We start from the raw sequence: 18068 nt of genomic DNA, 5'->3' as shown, positions 1-18068 counted from the left end.
GGCCGTCATTTCGCGGCCCTTTAGCATTAAAAACACCTTCAATGAAGGCTTTATAATCAGCCGACCCCGTCTGATGCGGATTTGGTCGTCTGATTTTGCGCCATCTGAGCTTCACGCACCGATAGCACCTGCGCTGCGACAGAAGCCGCAATTACCACCGGCTGTTTTCCGGTAATGCCTTGAATCCCAATCGGGCATGTCAAACGGCCGATTTCAACCGCACCCAACCCCCGGTCAGAAAGCCTTCGGACAAAGCGTGCACGTTTGGTTTGACTGCCAATCATGCCAACAAAACCAAGGTCACCGCGCATCAAAGCCGCCCGGCAGATGTCAAAATCAAGCGCATGGTTATGCGTCAGGATCAAAACATGCGCCCCGGACGGGATGTCAGCGACCTCCAATTCCGGCCTATCGCTTTGACAAATATGAATATTATTGCCCGTCACCGCATCCAGATACGCATCGCGCGAATCGACAAGATGGATGTCAAACGGCAAGGGTGACAGGGCATTTACAATCGCCTGCCCGACATGACCCGCACCGAAAATCCAGATAGGCGTCAAGGCCTCATCAAGGCGCAAACACAGCGTTTCCGCGCCATTGATCGCAACAATCCCGCCGCGCGCGGTACCAAAACCATTGGCCAGCATTGCAGATTGCGGACTGTTTTGATCAGCAACCGAACGTTTCCCGTGATCCCCCATCGGCAGCATCAACCAGCGGCCATTTTGCGAAACCGGCTGATCGGCAATGTCGGTCAAAACATCGCGAAGTTCGGATTGGCTATCGGCATCCAGAAAATGGAAACCAACTTCAACCGATCCCCCGCAACATTGACCCAGTCCAGGGCCAAGCGGGAAGCGGACTATCTCGGCTTTGGTCAGCTCACCGGCATCGGCAAATGCCGCCTGAACGCGCAAGGTCACCTGATGTTCAAGATTGCCACCGCCAATCGTGCCCGCCGTCGCGTTGTCACTGATCAGCATGAACGCACCAACCTCGCGCGGGGTTGATCCGCGCAATGCGGCAACGGATACCAGCATCACCGGATCGGTTCCCGACAGAAGGTTAATATGTTCACGCAGCGACAGGGTCATGGATTATTCCCCAACCGCCGGAACAGCCTGTCCCGATTGTTCGATCATGCGTTTGGCAACATCGGCCACAGCATACAGAACCGCTTCGGGTGTCGCCGGGGTGCTGAGTGCCGGGATGACCTTGTGGTCGGCAACCGATGCCACCGCATCGGCAATCGCGCGATGGACGGAAATGGCCAGCATCAAGGGTGGCTCACCAACCGCCTTGGAGCGATGAATGGTTTTTTCCACATTTCGTCCGGAAGACCAAAGATCAAGTCGGAAATCGTCCGGTCGATCTGAACATGCCGGGATTTTATAGGTCGACGGCGCGTGGGTGCGCAGGTTGCCCTTATCATCCCACCAAAGTTCTTCGGATGTCAGCCATCCCATGCCTTGAATAAAACCGCCTTCAATCTGACCACGGTCAATCGCCGGGTTCAGCGACCTGCCGACATCATGGATGATATCAACGCGCGTGACCTTGTTTTCGCCGGTCAGGGTATCAATCAAAACTTCCGAGCAGGCCATGCCATAGGCAAAGTAATAGAACGGTCGGCCCGACGCGGTTTCGCGGTCATAATGGATTTTCGGCGTCGCGTAATAGCCCGTCGCCGACAGCGACACGCGCGCAAGATAAGCCTGCTTGATCAGATCGGCGAATGCCAGTTCCGCCTTATCACCAACAATGATCTTGCCCGGCACAAATCGGACTTGGGCTTCCGCCACGTCATACTTTTCGGCAGCAAATTCGATCAGGCGGTTCTTGATCGTCATGGCTGCATCACGTGCTGCCATCCCGTTCATATCCGCCCCGCTTGAAGCTGCGGTTGCCGATGTGTTTGGCACCTTGCCGGTATTGGTCGCGGTGATCTTGATCTGATCAAGATTTATCTGGAATTCTTCGGCGACGACCTGGGCGACCTTGATGAAAAGGCCCTGCCCCATTTCCGTCCCGCCATGGTTCAGATGAACCGAGCCATCCTGATAGACATGGATCAGCGCACCGGCCTGGTTCAGGAACGTCGTGGTAAAGGAAATGCCGAATTTAACCGGCGTCAGCGAGATGCCCTTTTTCAAAACCGGGCTTTGTTCGTTAAACGCATCGATCTCTTCGCGGCGTTTGCGATAATCGCTGGCAGCAAGAATATCGTCGGTTAGTTCCGGCAGAACGTTATCTTCGACCACCATGTGGTATGGCGTCGTATTGCGATCATCGGTGCCGTAATAGTTGGCAATGCGCACATCCATCGGATCGCGGCCGACGGTCATGGCGATTTCATCAATGATGCGCTCAATCGCGACCATCCCCTGCGGCCCACCAAACCCACGAAACGCCGTGTTCGACACAAGGTTGGTTTTGCAGCGGTAGGACCTGATTTCGACATCGCCAAGGAAATAGGCATTGTCGGTATGGAACATGGCACGATCGGCAATCGCGGCCGACAAATCGGCCGAGAAACCGCAATTGGCCGCATATTGAATATCAAGGCCGCAAATGCGCCCGTCATCATCAAAGCCAACATCATATTCAACAACAAAGTCATGACGTTTGCCGGTCATGACCATGTCGTCATCACGGTCCAGTCGGAACTTCGCCGGGCGTCCGGTTTTAACCGCAACAATGGCCGCAAGTGCGGCCCATTGCGATGCCTGCGTTTCCTTTCCGCCAAAGCCGCCACCCATGCGGCGCACTTCAACCGTGACCGCATTGGCCGGACGGCCAAGGACATTGGCGATATTGTGCTGAACTTCCGATGGATGCTGGGTCGAGCAATGCAAAAGTACATCACCGTCTTCGCCCGGAATGGCAAAGGTGATCTGCCCTTCAAGGTAAAAATGATCCTGCCCGCCAATATCCATTTTCCCGGAGTGACGATGCTTTGCCTTGGCAAGGGCTGCTTTGGCATCGCCCTGCTTCATCACATGCGGGGGGGCGACAAAGGACTGCTTCGCAAGTGCGTCTTCGACCGAAAGCACCGCTGGCAGTTCTTCATATTCGATTTCTGCAAGCTTGGCGGCGGCACGGGCCTGCGCGCGCGTTTCAGCAGCAACACAAAAGACCGGCTGACCATAGAATTGCACGATGCCATCCGGCAGAACCGGGTCATCATGGGTGTGGGCCGGTGACACGTCATTTAGGCCCGGCACATCATCGGCGGTCAGAACACAAACAACACCCGGCGCCGAACGGACCTTCGACAGATCCATCTTGGTAATCTTGCCATGCGCGATATTGGCAGCACCCGGTGCGAGATGAAGCGTGCCATAAGGCTCGATAATGTCATCGATATAAACCGCTTCGCCCGCAACATGCTTGGGCCCGCTATCATGCTTGGATGATGACCGCACACCGCCCGAAAGTCCTGCGGTCGGTGTGACAAGATCATCCATATCGGGTTTCGCCACCTGATCAGACATGGGCGGCCTCCTTGCCAACAAGGCGCGTGGCAACTTCAGGCGCGTTGGTCTCAATAAACAGCTTGGTCAAAAGGTTCTGGGCCACCAGCATGCGGTATTCCTTCGATGCCCGCATATCGGTCATTGGCGCGAAATCCTTGGAAAGTGCCAGCTGGGCTGCGTTTAAAGATGCTTCATCCCAAGCCTGCCCAATCAGGGCTGCTTCGCATTTCTTGGCCCGCATCGGCGTTCCGGCCATCCCGCCAAAGGCAGCGCGAAATTCCGCGACCTTGCCATCGACAACCTTGATCGCGAATGCACCAAGAACCGCCGTTATATCCTGATCAAACCGTTTGGAGATTTTATAGGCCTTGAACACCAGACCGGACTTTGGTTTGGGCACAATCACGCTTTCGACAAACTCGCCGGCAACCCGGTCCTGTTTTCCATAGGTGATAAAGAAATCTTCGAGTGCTACTTCGCGCCGGACATCACCCATGCGCAGAACAATCTTAGCACCCAGCGCGATCAAGGCAGGCGGCGTATCGCCAATCGGTGATCCATTGGCGATATTGCCGCCAACAGTCCCGGCATTGCGGATCTGGCGCGATCCGATGCGACGGACCAACTCGCCAATATCGGCGGCCACTCGACCCAGTGCATCATGCGCCCGGCTATAGGTCACGCCAGCCCCAATAATCAGGGCATCATCGGTTTCGTAAACCGACTTCATATCGGCGACATCGCCAATATAAGTGATCGGATCCAGACGCTTGAGCATCTTGGTCACCCAAAGCCCGACATCCGTACCCCCGGCCAGAACCGTGGCATCGGGATGCGCGACCAGAAGGCTTGCCAATTCATCAGACGTCCGCGGCGCGTAATAGCGACCTGCGGCATGTTCAATCGCGAGCGTTCCGGCGTCCTTGATCATCGAACTCAGTCGGGCTGCAACATCCGCGCGGCGCTTTTGTTCAACTGCGTCACCCGCAGCAACCCCGCCTGCCTTGCGCGCGGCGTCAATGATCGGGCCATAGCCGGTACAACGGCACAGGTTCCCGGCGAGCGCATCATTGATCGCGCCACGGTCATCTTCGCCACCATCAAGCCACAACTGATAAAGGCTCATGACAAAGCCCGGCGTGCAGAACCCGCATTGAGACCCATGCGTCTCAACCATGGCCTGCTGCACCGGGTGCAAGGAACCGTCTTTGGACTTAAGGTGCTCGACCGTCAGAAGCTGTTTGCCATCGAGGGTCGGCACAAACTGAATACAGGCATTCACCGTGCGATAGGCCATGCCACCATTGCCATCGGGCTCGCCCAGAACCACGGTGCAAGCACCACAATCGCCTTCGGCACAGCCTTCTTTGGTGCCCGATTTGCGTTCGGTCAGGCGGATATAATCAAGCACGGTCATCTGCGGATCGATATCGCGCAGCGTGCGTTCCTCATCGCCAAACAGGAAACGGATTTCGGGTCGGAAAGTGTTCGTCGCGTTCGCCATGACTGACCTCAGCTTCCGCGATAGGTGGAATAGCCAAACGGCGACAGCAGAAGCGGCACATGGTAATGCGCCTGACCATCGGAAATCCCAAAGCGGATCACGACATGATCAAGGAATTTCGGTTCGGGAAGCTTTTCACCAATCGCGTCGAAATAGTCACCGGCATGAAACACCAGTTGATACTCACCCGTCTTGAAAGAGGCACCATCAAGCATCGGTGCTTCCGTGCGGCCATCGGCATTGGTCACGGCTTCGGCAACAAGGTCATCGTGACCGTTTCCAAAACGGTGCAGCTCGATGCGGATACCAGCAGCCGGACAGCCTTTTGCCGTATCCAGTACATGGGTAGTCAGTCGTCCCATGCCGGGCCTCCTCTCTCAAGTCAAATGCGGTGGTCGGTCGCTTCTCCCTCTGGTCGGCATTCTGTTTATGAATTTTGTGCCGTACCAATTTTGAGCGATTTAAAAGGGTCGCATTACGACCCACCCTCAGGAAAGAGGGGATAAAGTGAAACTATATCAACAATTCTTTGAAAAACGAATGCAGCAGTTTCAGGCACTATAGTTATCAACAGCGGCGAAAAGCCTTGAAAGACCGCGTAAAACGTGGCCCAAATCAAATTCCGTCCAGGAACATTATCAAAACCGTCTTGATAGTGCGGCACTTATCCGGTCCGGCAGGCTTGGGTTTATCCCTTGCTGCGCTGTGACCTATGGTTAATTGTAACCAACAAGATGCTACACCAAACGTTCCGCACAACAAAGCCGGGCGTGACAGAATTCAGGAGAAGGCTCGAATGAACGACCAGACATATGCGCGTGATTTGATTGGCTATGGCGAAAAACCGCCCAAGGCCAACTGGCCCAACGGGGCGCGTGTGGCCGTTCAGTTTGTCCTGAACTATGAAGAAGGCGGTGAAAACTGCATCCTTCATGGCGACAAGGCATCCGAAGCCTTCCTGTCGGAAATCGTCGGTGCGGATATGCGCGACGGTGTTCGCCATATGAGCATGGAGTCGATTTATGAATATGGCTCGCGCGTTGGTGTATGGCGCATCCTGAACCTGTTCCGCGAACGTCAGATCCCGATCACGATCTTTGCCGTTGCCATGGCCCTTGCCCGCCACCCCAAAGTTGGCGAAGTCGCAATGAAGGATGGTCACGAGATTTGCTCACACGGCTATCGCTGGATCGATTACCAATATGTGCCCGAGGATATCGAACGCGAACATCTGCATAAGGCGATTGATATCATCAAGGATGTCACCGGCGAACGTCCGCTTGGCTGGTACACCGGGCGCACAAGCCCCAATACCCGCCGCCTTGTGTGTGAAGAAGGTGGCTTCCTTTACGATGCCGATGATTACAGTGACGAGCTTCCCTTTTGGAGCACCCAGACAGAAAAGCCGCACCTGATCGTGCCCTATACCCTTGATGCCAATGACATGCGCTTTGCCGCCATGCAGGGCTTCAATTCCGGCGAACAATATTTCCAGTATCTCAAGGACAGCTTCGATACCCTGTATGAAGAAGGCGCTGAAACCCCGCGGATGCTGTCGCTTGGCCTTCATTGCCGACTGGTTGGCCGTCCGGGCCGTTTCGCTGCCCTTAAACGCTTTGTCGATTATGTACAAAGCCATGACAATGTCTGGTTTGCCCGCCGGATCGATATCGCCCGCCATTGGCGCGAACATCATCCCTTTGGCGGTTGAAAACCAAAAATAAGAACAAGGTCACCATGACAGAAACCACCAAATCCCTGTTTGAAACCCGCCCGCCAAGCACGCTTGCCAAAAGCGCGTTTGTGTCACTCTATGGTGGCGTTTACGAACATTCGCCCTGGATTGCCGAACAGCTTTATGAGCGCGGCATTACCAATGCGCTTGATACGCCATCTGCCCTTGCTGATGCGCTGGCCGCTGTGGTCAATGGCGCGGTTGATGCCGATAAACTGTCCCTTTTGCGTGCCCACCCGGATCTGGCGGGCAAGCTGGCCCTGGCTGAACTGACAGCATCGTCGCAGAACGAACAAATGGGTGCAGGCCTTGATCAATGTACCGCCGATGAATTGGCCCGCTTTACCGAGCTTAATGATCTCTATAAGCAGAAATTCGGGTTCCCGTTCATCTTTGCGGTCAAAGGGTTCCACCGCACCGATATTCTTGCGGCGTTCGAGCGCCGTGTGAAAAACGATACCGAAGCCGAATTTAACGAGGCGATCAATCAGGTTCACCGCATTGCCAAATTGCGGCTTGAGGCGCTTTAGGTCTAACCGCCAAAGCACCGACGAAACCGATTAATCACCGAATAATAAACGACCATTTCAGGATTACACGACCATGAGCCATCAGGAAAATCACGACGCACCGGAATTTGCACGGCGCTTTGTCAATCTGGCCGACGAACGTCTGGGCGCAGAAGCAATCTTTGCGACCGACGATTTCTTTGCCGACAAGCAGCGCATGCTGCAAACCGCAGAGGCCATTTTCTATCCTGATCGCTATGACGACCATGGCAAGTGGATGGATGGCTGGGAAAGCCGTCGCAAACGCGTTGAAGGCCATGATTACTGCGTTGTCCGTCTGGCAACGTCTGGTCGCATCTATGGCGTTGATATCGATACCAGCCACTTTACCGGCAACTTCCCGCCCGCAGCATCACTTGAAGGCTGCTATTGCCCGAATGGTGATCCGGCCGATGATGCCAAATGGGATGAAATCGTTGCTCCCTTGGGCCTTGGCGCCAGCGCGCATCACTATGCCGATGTGACGTCGGATGCGATCTATACCCACGTTCGCCTGCATATCTATCCCGATGGTGGTGTGGCACGCCTGCGTGTTTATGGCCGTCCGAACCGTGACTGGACCGAGATGGCCGCCAAGGGCGAACAGGTCGATCTGGCAGCGATGATCAATGGCGGTGTGGTTGTTGGCTGGTCCGATGCCCATTACGGCAACCCGAATGCCATTCTGGCACCGGGTCGCGGGGTGAATATGGGCGATGGCTGGGAAACCCGCCGCCGTCGTGAACCGGGCAATGAATGGCTGATCGTCGAGCTGGGTCATCCGGGCGAGATCGAAAAGATCATTGTCGATACCTGCCACTTCAAGGGCAACTATCCGGACCGCGTATCGATCCAGGGTGCCTATGTTGACGGCGAAAAGGACAAGTCCCTTCGTGCACGTTCGATGTTCTGGTCGACAATCCTGCCAGAAAGCAAGATGCAGGCAGACCATATTCACGAATTTGATGCCGCAGCGCTTAGTGTGAATGGTCCGGTGACCCATCTTCGGGTCAATTCGATCCCCGATGGCGGCATCAGCCGTTTGCGTATCCTTGGCAAACCGAAAACCAAATAACGGGCACAGGCATGAAGCTTCAGGTCGAACATTTGACCCAGGATGCCTTTGCCCCGTTTGGCGAAGTCATCTCGATTGATACCGCACGCGATAGCTATCCGATCAATCTGGGCACCACCACCCGGTTCCACGACATTTCCCGTGTCGATGTAGCCGACGAAGGTGGTGCACCGATCATCAGCATCTTTCGCGGCACGCCCCGGCCAAAGCCGATTGAAATCAAGATGATGGAACGCCATCCGCTGGGATCTCAGGCCTTCATGCCCCTATCGGCACAGAAGTTCCTGATCGTTGTGGCGTCGGGCACCGATACACCCAAACCCGAAGACCTGCGCGCATTCCTGTCCGACGGCACGCAGGGGGTGACTTACGCCAAAAACGTCTGGCATCACCCGCTTTTGGTTCTGGAAGAAGACAGCGATTTTCTGATCGTTGATCGTTCGGGTCCGGGTAATAACCTGAATGAAATTGACCTGCCGCTGGTCGATGGCGAGGTCATTACGCTTGATTGGGCGTAACCCGCCCAAGCATCAAGCTTGACCAACCAATCCAAGATCCCGCAGGTAACCGCGCAAATCCGCGCTGTTGCCTGCGACATATTCTGCCCCGGCATCGCGCAGAATATCCGCATCCTCTGAACTCCGGTGCGCCCCGCCCAGAAAACCGACCGAACGCATACCTGCCGCCCCGGCCGCGATCACGCCAGACGGGCTATCTTCAATCACAAGACAGCTTTCCGGGCTCCAGCCACACGACTTTGCCGCCAACAGGAAAACATCCGGGGCCGGCTTCCCGCGTGCGACCTGCTCGGCCGAGAAAATGCGATCGCCAAAAAGATCGGCAAAATCCGTCAGGCCAAGACACTGATCCAACCGCGCCAGATCACTGCCCGATGCCAGGGCAAAGGGGGCACTTAAATCTGCCACCAGTTCGCGCATTCCGGCGATGGCACGCAGATCGGTTTCAAACGTACGGGCAAGTTCGGCTTCGCAGCGTTTCTGATAGGCAACCGGATCGATATCGACATCAAACCGGGCATTAAGGTCTGCCACCATCTCGCGATAGGCGACACCGCCAAAACTGCGCGCCAGTTCAGAAACATCGAGCGTGATGCCATATTCCGGCAGCATCCGTTCATCGACGGCAAAGGACAGGATTTCGCTGTCGATCAGGACACCGTCGCAATCAAAGATGATGTGTTTGATCATTGCGTCGGCTGCGCCGCACTGCCTCCGCCACCCAGATCCAACGCAAGAAGGCGTTTCTGGATGGTTTGGGACAGGACCGGACTTGCCCCGGCCTGAAGGGCACGTTGATAGGCCGCACGCGCCATTTCCGTCTTGCCCATCGCCAAGGCGTTATCGGCAAAATGCGCGATATGCTCGGCCGTTGGCATCGCCTTGTTCACGCGTATAAAGACTTCTTCGGCCTGCTGATAACGACCCTGCCGATACAGGATCAATCCATAGGTATCAAGCGCACCGGGGTCATCCGGTGCGACCTGCAATGCCTGTTTGGAAAGTCGTTCTGCTTCACCCAAGTTCTCGCCGCGCACGGCATAATGATAAGCAAGCCAGTTGGCCGCCCCCATATTGCCCTGTATTGCCGCCTGATAGGCTTCTGCGGTCATGGTATCGCGATAGGATGCCATCACGCTTTCAATCGCCTGCTGATCCAGTCCATCAACCCATGTCAGGCCGACACGTACCGCCTTGCAGCCAATCGCATTGGCCTGCTGACAGGTGGCAACCGCATCTTCAACCGCCCCCATGACCGTGGCCGACGGCCCGGCGGCATATTCCGTCCCGGCGTCATCCCGTGCCATGGCCTTGAAATCGATCATCGCCCGATAGCGATCATCAAGCTTCTGCTGGGTTGGGGCAGCAAACATATCCTGCGCTTCCCATTTCGGGCCGGTATCACCGCAGGCCGCAAGCCCCAGCAACCCCAGTGACAGGACAGAAAAACGCAGCATTTTGAATTTGGATGGGTGGCGATCAGGCAAAGAATTCATTCCCTGTTTCAGTGACGAGAGCCATTTGCATCATACACCATTTCGGTAATTCAGGCGTTAACAGTAAAAGAATTAAGGGTTTTGTCGCCAATCGATCCCGCCAACGCGAAGGTCGGACAAGCGCGGTGCAATCAACTCGACCGCCCCGCTGGCCAACCCATCAATCAGTTTTCTGCGATCCTTTCCATCCCCCTCTACCTGAAGATTGGTCAGAAGACGCCAAGTGTCATTAGCATCATCAAAGGCATAAACACCGGCAAAATCGCGCGTGTTGAAAAACACGGCCTCCTTCACGCCATCACGATCGAGATCGACCAAAAGCACGGCACAGACATTATCCGCCCCCGCACTGCGTTCCCGGCAATATTCCCGATCATATTTCAGCTGATCTTCAAGCAACGCCGTCAGCCGATCGTCCCCCATGCCGTGATCTGGCGGATAGACCGGGATGTCTTTCACATCCACCCGTTCGGCCATTTCAGGAGCGCGATAGGCCCGCAAATCGGCAATCGTCGGGATCAAATCCGCATGACTTTCGCTCACATCGGCAATTACCCCTTCACCGGGCTTGCCCAACTCACCGGCCAGATAGACCAGATCATCTTCAAGTTCGTCCGGGATTTCCGTTTGGGCATTCTGCCCCGCAAGCTTTGCCAATACCCGTTCAGATTGGCTTCGCGCGGACATGCTGATCGGGTCCATCAGCGGCAGATGAATGAAAAACGCCATCATCGCCAAACAAATCGCGATATGGCCAAAGGTTTTACGCAACATGACCGGTGTTGATTGCCGCCGCCCGAAGGCCGCCACCGCCAACCAGATCGTCGCAAACAAAACAAACAGGGCGGCCCATATGCCATAAACCCGCGATGGCGTCAGGCCATATTCGCTGACGCGCAGCCAAGTGGTGTAAATCGCAAGTGCGCCAAACAGTGGCGCCATCCAAAGCGTCACGCGAAAGATGCGATCACCGATACGGCCAAACAATGTCGTGCCGTCATTGGCCTGCACAGTGCCAAACAACAGGTAACTTAAACCGGCCGCTGCCGACATCACCGTCCACCAGACACCAAATTCCTGCGCAATCAGGGTTTCCCAACCGCCAAAGATGGCTGCGATCAGAAACACAAACAAACCAAGTGCCTGAATGGGATAAAGAACGCGGAACATGCCGCCGATCACTTGGCGGATCGGGATCAGAAGATTTGATTTCTCGCGCGCAATCAAAATACCGGTCGCGCAGGCTGCCCCGGATAGCGGGGCAGCAACCCAGCCTTCGGTCAGGATATCCTCAATCCCGGTCAGGCCGACCAGCTCAAACAACGTGATCAGCGCCCATAGAACCGGCCACACGATGCCAACGGCCAAAAGACCAAATGCCAGCGAAAGCTTGATCGACCAGATATCTGAAACAAGGGCAGATGGATCGGCGTGATTGGGAAGGACTGTGGTTTGCACCGGCATCCAGATGCGCCAGGCCGATGTCGCGATTCCCACCCAAAGGGCCTGACTGATCAAAAGACCAAAGATCGCGGTGTCATCGACATATTCAAATCCGACCAGTTGCTGGAAGCCAAACACCTGAAGTGCGGCAACGGTCGAGACGACGGCGCAAAATGCGATGTCATCGCGCAGGTTTCGCACCCCCATGGCAAACCAGCTGCAAAAGGCCAGGGCTGCGACAAAGGTCATCACAGCGGCAAGGACATAGTCATAGCCAAGGTCGTAATCACTTAGATACCACAAGGCCAATCCATATGCCGCCCCGCTTGCGGGAAACAGCCAGTGACGCTGTGCCATGCCCGATCCTTTTTGGTTCCGGTTGTGATCAGATCGCGATCATCCCAACCAGTTAAACAGAAAAAGCCGCCGGGATCATCCGCTCACCGACGGCTTTAACTTGCTGGCGTAAAACGCCAATTTCAGGGCAACACGATAAAATCAGCCCAGTGCGGAAGGCATAACTTGACAGAAATACTACTGAGTAGCACCATTCTTAGCTATTGATGGCAAACAAAGGAACCACCCATGACCGTCAAGTCATCCATCTCTTTGACCGACAGTCAAAGCGCCTTTGTCCGAAACCTTGTGGAGCAGGGCAAGTACCCCAGCGTCAGCGCTGTCCTGCAACAGGGCCTTGAACTTCTGCGTCATAAATCCGAGAGCGAGGCTCTTGAAACAGAAGCCCTGCGCCAAATCATTACGACACGGCGTGAAGGTCAATTTGTCTCGAACACAACGATGAAAGACCGGATCTCCGCTATCGCTCAAAAGAAGCGCCAAAACAATGACCTTTAAGGTCATTTATGCTGCAGATGCGGAACGTGATTTTGAACTGATTTTTGACTTTCTCGTCGAAAGCTATGTCGGTTTTGGCGATGATATCCATCGCGCTACGTCCCACGCACAGCAACGCCTCATAAACATTCACGCCGACATCGAAAAACTTGCCAACGCCCCGTTTTGCGGCACCCGGCATGATGACATCCTGCCGGGATTGCGACACGTCACGCTTGGCAGGGCAATTATCTGGTTCGACATTGAGGAAGACGCACAGACTTTGCGCGTCCTCGCCATCTTTTTTGGCGGTCAGGACCACATCCGTCACATGCTGGCAAGGCTGCTTCAATAGAGATGCGGGATCAAACCCGCAAAGAAAAAGCCGCCGGGATCATCCGATCACCGGCGGCTTTAACTTGCTGGCGTAAAACGCCAATTTCAGGGCAACACTGCCGACCGCTTAGGCGCGGCGTTCTGCGATCATCTTTTTGATTTCGGTGATCGCAAGGGCCGGGTTCAGGCCTTTCGGGCAGGTGTTGGTGCAGTTCATGATCGTGTGGCAACGATACAGGCGGAACGGATCTTCGAGTGCATCGAGACGTTCACCGGTATATTCGTCACGCGAGTCAGCCAGCCAGCGATATGCCTGAAGCAGAACAGCCGGGCCGAGGTAACGGTCGGAGTTCCACCAGTAGGACGGGCACGCGGTCGAGCAGGAGAAGCACAGAATGCATTCCCACAGACCATCAAGCTTGGCCCGTTCTTCACGGGACTGAAGACGCTCACCATCCGGCGGGGTCGGGCTGTCGGCCTTGAGCCACGGCTCGATGGATGCGAGCTGTGCATAAGGCTGGGACAGATCCGGCACCAGATCCTTGACCACCGGCATGTGCGGCAGCGGATAGATCTTTACTTCGCCCTTGATGTCTTCGATCGGCTTCAGGCACGCAAGCGTGTTACGGCCATCGATGTTCATCGCGCACGAACCGCAAATGCCTTCACGGCAAGAACGGCGGAAGGTCAGGGTCGCGTCGATCTCGTTTTTAATCTTGATCAGCGCATCGAGAACCATCGGACCGCACTTGTCGAGATCGATGTCGTAAGTGTCGGTACGCGGGTTGTCGCCGCTGTCCGGATCAAAACGGTAAATCTTGAACGAACGGACATTCTTCGCGTCAGCCGGCGCAGAGAACGATTTGCCCTCTTTGACGACCGAATTGGCGGGAAGATTGAATTCTACCATCTCTCAAATCCTCTCTTGCCGCGCCTTAATAGACGCGCTCTTTCGGCTCGATATACGACACTTCATCGGTCAGGGTGAAGTTGTTGACCGGACGATAGGTCAGATCAACGCCATAGCCCTTATCGGTGTCGACCTTGGCGATCGTGTGCTTCATCCAGACTTCGTCATCACGTTTCGGGAAATCTTCGTGGGCATGTGCACCACGCGATTCATGACGCGCTTCTGCCGAATTCATGGTTGCTGCGGCACAGGTCATCAGGTTCTCAAGTTCGAGAGTCTCGACCAGGTCCGAGTTCCAGATGAGGGAGCGATCCGAAACGCCGACGTCGGGAAGCGTCTTTGCGGTTTCGGCCAGTTTGCCAACGCCCTCTTTGAGGATTTCCGAGGTACGGAACACGCCGCAGTTGCCCTGCATGACGCGCTGCATTTCCAGACGGATATCCGCAGTCGGACGCGAACCTTTTGCCCAACGCAGACGGTCGAAACGTGCAATCGCTTCGTCGCCATCGGTCGGCTTGATCTGCTTGAAGGATGATTTGGTATCGACCACTTCGGCAGCATGAAGACCACATGCACGGCCAAAGACAACAAGGTCGAGCAGCGAGTTGGTACCCAGACGGTTTGCACCGTGGACCGACACGCAAGCTGCTTCACCAGCTGCCATCAGGCCCGGAACGATTGCGTTCGGGTTGTCAGCGGTCGGACGCAGAACTTCGCCCTTATAGTTGGTCGGAATACCGCCCATGTTGTAGTGGACCGTCGGAAGAACCGGGATCGGCTCCTTGGTGGCATCAACACCGGCAAAGATTTTTGCGGTTTCGGTAATGCCCGGCAGACGTTCCCACAGCACTTCAGAACCAAGATGTTCGAGGTGCAGGTGGATGTATTCGCCATGCTCGCCAACACCACGACCATCACGGATTTCCTGTGCCATACCACGCGACACGACGTCACGCGATGCAAGGTCCTTAACGGTCGGCGCATAACGTTCCATGAAACGCTCGCCTTCGGAGTTGGTCAGGTAACCACCTTCGCCACGTGCACCTTCGGTGATCAGGCAGCCCGAACCGTAAATACCGGTCGGGTGGAACTGAACGAATTCCATGTCCTGAAGACCAAGACCCGCACGGGCCACCATGCCATGACCATCACCGGTGCAGGTATGTGCCGAGGTGCAGCTAAAGAATGCACGGCCATAACCACCAGATGCCAGAATGACCATCTTGGCGTTGAAGCGGTGCAGTTCACCGGAATCCAGATCCCAGGCAACCAGACCTTTGCACGAACCATCGTCATCCATGATCAGATCAAGGGCGATATATTCGACAAAGAATTCCGCTTTGTGCTTCAGGCACTGTTGATAGAGCGTGTGAAGCATCGCGTGACCGGTACGGTCAGCAGCAGCACATGCACGTTCAACCGGCGCCTTGCCGTGGTCACGGGTGTGACCACCGAACGGACGCTGATAGATTTTGCCATCTTCGGTACGCGAGAACGGCATGCCGTAATGTTCAAGTTCATGAACCGCCGGAACGGCGTTACGGCACATATATTCGATCGCGTCCTGGTCACCAAGCCAGTCGGAACCCTTGACGGTGTCATACATATGCCACTGCCAGTGATCCTCGGACATGTTGCCAAGCGATGCACCGATACCGCCCTGGGCAGCAACGGTGTGCGAACGGGTCGGGAAGACCTTGGTGATACATGCGGTTTTGAGCCCGGCTTCAACCGTACCCAGCGTCGCGCGAAGACCAGCGCCGCCCGCACCCATAACGACGACGTCGTAGTTATGGTCGATAATTTTATATGATTTAGTCATTGGCTCAGGCTCCGGCAAAAACGATACGCAGGACTGACACGATGGCAGCAACAGACAGGAATGCTGCGATCGCCTTGATCAGCATCAACGAGATCACTTCTGCTTTACGGTTATGCACATAATCTTCGATCACGACCTGCAGGCCGTGCGTGAAATGCACAGCAACGCTGACGATCATCAGGATCATCATGGTCGAATGGAAATACGAGCTCAACCAAGCGTGAACGGCATCATAATCAGCCGTGTGCCCAGCAAGAATCGAAAGAATGAACCAGATGCCGAGCGGAAGGTTTGCAGCAGCGGTAACGCGCTGGGTCCACCAGTGCGCAGAACCACTTTTGGCAGAACCGAGACCGCGGACACGGCCTAGATCGGATTGCATCTTCATGACGAGTTGTCCCCTCTTGCCCGGCCTTAGGCCAGACCGATGATCCAGGTGAGAATGGTCAGCACGACTGCCGCGCCAAGGACGATCGGGTTGCCTTTGGCAGCACCCTCATTCGTCAGGCCGCGACCAGTATCCCAGACAAGGTGACGGATACCGTTGCAAGCGTGGTAATAAAACGCCGCCGTCCATCCGAACAGCAGCAGCAGACCAAACCACGAGGTGAAAAATGCGTGATAGCCATTGAAGGCGTCACGACCAGCGCCGGCACCAATCAGCCAGGACGCCAAAAATACGAAACCAATGGCAAGGCCGACACCCATCGCGCGGAACGTGATGGACATCTTTGCCGTCATCGGAAGCCGGTACACCTGCAAGTGCGGAGACAGCGGCCGATTGGCTTTGCTCATAGCGGAATTGCCTCTTCTCAAAGTAGCTGGCGGGAAAGCAGGGTTTATTTACCCATGCAGCGGGTTTGAGTCAATCTGAACACCTTTGAAAGCCAAAGATTTCAGTGACGAAACGCCGTTTACGCCTCCGTTTAACTACGTAGGTTGACCTCTCAGACACCGTAAACACCCTGCGGGAAGGGTCACTCCAAAGCAACGGTGTCGTTCCTTGGAATATGCATACGGCGTAACGTGGATTTAGCAATTGCACAATTAGACCTTCTTACGCAAGGCAATGGCCGTTGGATTGGGTCTATTTTGTTGCAAACACATATGAATGCGCACCGGGCGGATCAAGATCACCGCCAAATGCGCAGGCGAAATTACCGCCAAGCTTACGAAGGATCCGTTAAGCAAAGCGCGCTTTAGTGCGCCTTAGCGCGGGATAAGAACCGTGTAATCGAAATCAAGCAACACATCAGAATGATATTTGCCCGCCTCATCACGCAGCGGAAAGTCACTGCCCTGACGATCACGCACTGCAACAAGACGCAGGCGAAGTGCGCCCAAATCGCGCCGACCGGGCACTTCAAATTTACCCAGAACCTCTGACCAGGCAAAGATCGTATCGCCTGCAAAGGCCGGGTTGGCGTGGGCCCCGGCATTGATCGCGGCAATCCGAAACGCATTGCCCAGACCATTAAATGAGAGCGCGCGGCACAATGAAATGATATGCCCGCCATAAATCAGGCGCTTGCCAAACCGCCCATCATTGGCCGCGACCTGATCGAAATGCACCTTGGCGGTGTTTTGATAGAGTCGTGTGGCGATCTGATGTTCGGCTTCTTCAAGCGTCATGCCGTCAACATGATCGATTTTCTCGCCGACATAATAATCATCCCAGCGGTGCGGCGATCCGGAAAGCTCGGTCGAATAGGCTGACATGTCGAGTCCAACCGGGATCTGGAACGCTTCGGGTGGGACCACACCGGGCAGTTCGGGCAAAACGGTTTCCGGGGTCGGGGCGTTTTCATCGCGTTTGCGCACCATGACCCAGCGATTGTAATCAAGAACCATCTCGCCGCGTTGATTGCGCCCGACGGAATTGACATACACCACGCCGGTTTTGCCGTTGGAGTTTTCCTTGATCCCGGTCACGGTCGAAACCGAACTGACCGTATCGCCGGGATAAACCGGCACCCCGAACACGCCACCCGCATAGCCAAGATTGGCCACCGCATTAAGCGACACATCAGGCACGGTTTTGCCAAACACCATATGGAACGCCAAAAGGTCATCGACCGGGGCAGAGCGAAAACCAAGTGACTGGGCAAATTCATCGGAGGACTGCACAGCAAAGCGCGGTCCATAAAGCCCGGTATAAAGGGCAACATCGCCACTGGTAATCGTACGCGGCGTGGCATGACGGATTTCCTGTCCGATCTGGAAATCCTCAAAGAAATTGCCCGGATTGGTTTTCGACATGTTCGATTGCCTCCCTGAAAGGCGATATTTCCAAAAGACCGAAGCACGCCGCCCTGCCCCTTTGCGGGTTTATAATTTCGGCTTTAGCGCGTTCGGCTTGATGACGGGT

The 18068-nt window shown here is 55.3% G+C and carries 18 protein-coding genes; 6 read left to right on the top strand and 12 right to left on the bottom strand.

The genetic code is table 11. The annotated features are described in order from the left end of the window. Positions 1-56 precede the first annotated feature (56 nt). From xdhC to uraH, 4 genes are read right to left on the bottom strand one after another with little or no spacing between them, the layout of a single operon-like run. On the bottom strand, positions 57-1097 hold the full coding sequence (xdhC, locus tag ACMZ66_RS15390; RefSeq protein WP_416938376.1) for a xanthine dehydrogenase accessory protein XdhC: 1041 nt from the start codon (positions 1095-1097) through the stop codon (positions 57-59). 3 nt (positions 1098-1100) lie between these two features. Continuing rightward, the gene (gene xdhB / locus ACMZ66_RS15385; RefSeq protein ID WP_416938375.1) at positions 1101-3497 is read right to left on the bottom strand and encodes a xanthine dehydrogenase molybdopterin binding subunit; all 2397 of its coding nucleotides are present in this window, start codon (positions 3495-3497) and stop codon (positions 1101-1103) included. Continuing rightward, positions 3490-4983 carry a xanthine dehydrogenase small subunit gene (gene xdhA / locus ACMZ66_RS15380; RefSeq protein WP_416938373.1) on the bottom strand — a complete coding sequence of 498 codons (1494 nt, stop codon included), beginning with the start codon at positions 4981-4983 and terminating at the stop codon, positions 3490-3492. The genes xdhB and xdhA overlap by 8 nt, the downstream gene beginning before the upstream one ends. Positions 4984-4991: 8 nt before the next feature. After that, positions 4992-5345, bottom strand: a complete 354-nt coding sequence (gene uraH / locus ACMZ66_RS15375) for a hydroxyisourate hydrolase (protein ID WP_416938371.1) — start codon at positions 5343-5345, stop codon at positions 4992-4994. 434 nt (positions 5346-5779) lie between these two features. Here uraH and puuE point away from each other — a divergent pair, with 434 nt between their 5' ends. The 4 genes from puuE (at position 5780) to ACMZ66_RS15355 (ending at position 8859) form a co-directional block, all read left to right on the top strand. Then, a complete protein-coding gene (gene puuE / locus ACMZ66_RS15370) occupies positions 5780-6694 on the top strand; it encodes an allantoinase PuuE (RefSeq protein ID WP_416938370.1) in 915 nt (304 codons plus the stop codon). Between the two features lie 26 nt (positions 6695-6720). Further along, entirely contained in the window at positions 6721-7248 is a 528-nt protein-coding gene (gene uraD / locus ACMZ66_RS15365; protein ID WP_416938368.1) for a 2-oxo-4-hydroxy-4-carboxy-5-ureidoimidazoline decarboxylase, read from the top strand. Between the two features lie 73 nt (positions 7249-7321). After that, a complete protein-coding gene (alc, locus tag ACMZ66_RS15360) occupies positions 7322-8341 on the top strand; it encodes an allantoicase (RefSeq protein WP_416938367.1) in 1020 nt (339 codons plus the stop codon). Between the two features lie 11 nt (positions 8342-8352). Beyond that, complete coding sequence (locus tag ACMZ66_RS15355; RefSeq protein ID WP_416938365.1) at positions 8353-8859, top strand: ureidoglycolate lyase; 507 nt, start codon at positions 8353-8355, stop codon at positions 8857-8859. A 12-nt stretch (positions 8860-8871) separates the two neighbouring features. Here the strand turns inward: ACMZ66_RS15355 and ACMZ66_RS15350 are convergent, their stop codons facing one another. From ACMZ66_RS15350 to ACMZ66_RS15340, 3 genes are all read right to left on the bottom strand, one after another. Next, positions 8872-9549, bottom strand: coding sequence for an HAD family hydrolase (locus ACMZ66_RS15350; RefSeq protein WP_416938363.1), 678 nt, complete (start codon positions 9547-9549; stop codon positions 8872-8874). Further along, positions 9546-10355, bottom strand: coding sequence for a tetratricopeptide repeat protein (locus ACMZ66_RS15345; RefSeq protein WP_416938361.1), 810 nt, complete (start codon positions 10353-10355; stop codon positions 9546-9548). Before ACMZ66_RS15345 ends, ACMZ66_RS15350 begins: the two co-directional genes overlap by 4 nt. Before the next feature lie 72 nt (positions 10356-10427). Next, entirely contained in the window at positions 10428-12155 is a 1728-nt protein-coding gene (locus ACMZ66_RS15340) for a hypothetical protein (protein WP_416938359.1), read from the bottom strand. Between the two features lie 228 nt (positions 12156-12383). Between ACMZ66_RS15340 and ACMZ66_RS15335 the strand changes: the two genes are divergently transcribed. Beyond that, positions 12384-12653: a ribbon-helix-helix domain-containing protein gene (locus ACMZ66_RS15335; RefSeq protein ID WP_416938357.1), complete on the top strand. Its 270-nt coding sequence runs from the start codon at positions 12384-12386 to the stop codon at positions 12651-12653. Beyond that, positions 12643-12987, top strand: coding sequence for a type II toxin-antitoxin system RelE/ParE family toxin (locus ACMZ66_RS15330; protein ID WP_416938355.1), 345 nt, complete (start codon positions 12643-12645; stop codon positions 12985-12987). The genes ACMZ66_RS15335 and ACMZ66_RS15330 overlap by 11 nt, the downstream gene beginning before the upstream one ends. A 108-nt stretch (positions 12988-13095) precedes the next feature. Here the strand turns inward: ACMZ66_RS15330 and ACMZ66_RS15325 are convergent, their stop codons facing one another. The 5 genes from ACMZ66_RS15325 to ACMZ66_RS15305 all read right to left on the bottom strand — a co-directional run bounded on the left by ACMZ66_RS15325 (position 13096) and on the right by ACMZ66_RS15305 (position 17959). Further along, positions 13096-13878 (bottom strand): succinate dehydrogenase iron-sulfur subunit, encoded by a 783-nt coding sequence (locus ACMZ66_RS15325; protein ID WP_114096665.1) that lies wholly within the window; start codon positions 13876-13878, stop codon positions 13096-13098. 25 nt (positions 13879-13903) lie between these two features. Next, positions 13904-15700 carry a succinate dehydrogenase flavoprotein subunit gene (gene sdhA, locus ACMZ66_RS15320; protein ID WP_416938354.1) on the bottom strand — a complete coding sequence of 599 codons (1797 nt, stop codon included), beginning with the start codon at positions 15698-15700 and terminating at the stop codon, positions 13904-13906. 4 nt (positions 15701-15704) lie between these two features. After that, positions 15705-16088, bottom strand: coding sequence for a succinate dehydrogenase, hydrophobic membrane anchor protein (gene sdhD / locus ACMZ66_RS15315; RefSeq protein ID WP_416938352.1), 384 nt, complete (start codon positions 16086-16088; stop codon positions 15705-15707). A 26-nt stretch (positions 16089-16114) separates the two neighbouring features. Further along, a complete protein-coding gene (sdhC, locus tag ACMZ66_RS15310; RefSeq protein WP_416938351.1) occupies positions 16115-16495 on the bottom strand; it encodes a succinate dehydrogenase, cytochrome b556 subunit in 381 nt (126 codons plus the stop codon). 414 nt (positions 16496-16909) lie between these two features. Further along, complete coding sequence (locus ACMZ66_RS15305; protein ID WP_416938349.1) at positions 16910-17959, bottom strand: MaoC family dehydratase; 1050 nt, start codon at positions 17957-17959, stop codon at positions 16910-16912. Positions 17960-18068 lie beyond the last annotated feature (109 nt).

The sequence above is a fragment of the Thalassospira sp. genome, assembly GCF_048059015.1.
Taxonomy (GTDB): domain Bacteria; phylum Pseudomonadota; class Alphaproteobacteria; order Rhodospirillales; family Thalassospiraceae; genus Thalassospira.
This window is presented reverse-complemented; position numbering and strand designations above follow the sequence as displayed.

Excerpts from the sequence above, each read along its gene's own strand:
- xdhC (WP_416938376.1), bottom strand. The coding sequence starts at position 1,097 with ATGACCCTGTCGCTGCGTGAACATATTAACCTTCTGTCGGGAACCGAT.
- xdhB (WP_416938375.1), bottom strand. The coding sequence starts at position 3,497 with ATGTCTGATCAGGTGGCGAAACCCGATATGGATGATCTTGTCACACCG.
- xdhA (WP_416938373.1), bottom strand. The coding sequence starts at position 4,983 with ATGGCGAACGCGACGAACACTTTCCGACCCGAAATCCGTTTCCTGTTT.
- uraH (WP_416938371.1), bottom strand. The coding sequence starts at position 5,345 with ATGGGACGACTGACTACCCATGTACTGGATACGGCAAAAGGCTGTCCG.
- puuE (WP_416938370.1), top strand. The coding sequence starts at position 5,780 with ATGAACGACCAGACATATGCGCGTGATTTGATTGGCTATGGCGAAAAA.
- uraD (WP_416938368.1), top strand. The coding sequence starts at position 6,721 with ATGACAGAAACCACCAAATCCCTGTTTGAAACCCGCCCGCCAAGCACG.
- alc (WP_416938367.1), top strand. The coding sequence starts at position 7,322 with ATGAGCCATCAGGAAAATCACGACGCACCGGAATTTGCACGGCGCTTT.
- ACMZ66_RS15355 (WP_416938365.1), top strand. The coding sequence starts at position 8,353 with ATGAAGCTTCAGGTCGAACATTTGACCCAGGATGCCTTTGCCCCGTTT.
- ACMZ66_RS15350 (WP_416938363.1), bottom strand. The coding sequence starts at position 9,549 with ATGATCAAACACATCATCTTTGATTGCGACGGTGTCCTGATCGACAGC.
- ACMZ66_RS15345 (WP_416938361.1), bottom strand. The coding sequence starts at position 10,355 with ATGAATTCTTTGCCTGATCGCCACCCATCCAAATTCAAAATGCTGCGT.
- ACMZ66_RS15340 (WP_416938359.1), bottom strand. The coding sequence starts at position 12,155 with ATGGCACAGCGTCACTGGCTGTTTCCCGCAAGCGGGGCGGCATATGGA.
- ACMZ66_RS15335 (WP_416938357.1), top strand. The coding sequence starts at position 12,384 with ATGACCGTCAAGTCATCCATCTCTTTGACCGACAGTCAAAGCGCCTTT.
- ACMZ66_RS15330 (WP_416938355.1), top strand. The coding sequence starts at position 12,643 with ATGACCTTTAAGGTCATTTATGCTGCAGATGCGGAACGTGATTTTGAA.
- ACMZ66_RS15325 (WP_114096665.1), bottom strand. The coding sequence starts at position 13,878 with ATGGTAGAATTCAATCTTCCCGCCAATTCGGTCGTCAAAGAGGGCAAA.
- sdhA (WP_416938354.1), bottom strand. The coding sequence starts at position 15,700 with ATGACTAAATCATATAAAATTATCGACCATAACTACGACGTCGTCGTT.
- sdhD (WP_416938352.1), bottom strand. The coding sequence starts at position 16,088 with ATGAAGATGCAATCCGATCTAGGCCGTGTCCGCGGTCTCGGTTCTGCC.
- sdhC (WP_416938351.1), bottom strand. The coding sequence starts at position 16,495 with ATGAGCAAAGCCAATCGGCCGCTGTCTCCGCACTTGCAGGTGTACCGG.
- ACMZ66_RS15305 (WP_416938349.1), bottom strand. The coding sequence starts at position 17,959 with ATGTCGAAAACCAATCCGGGCAATTTCTTTGAGGATTTCCAGATCGGA.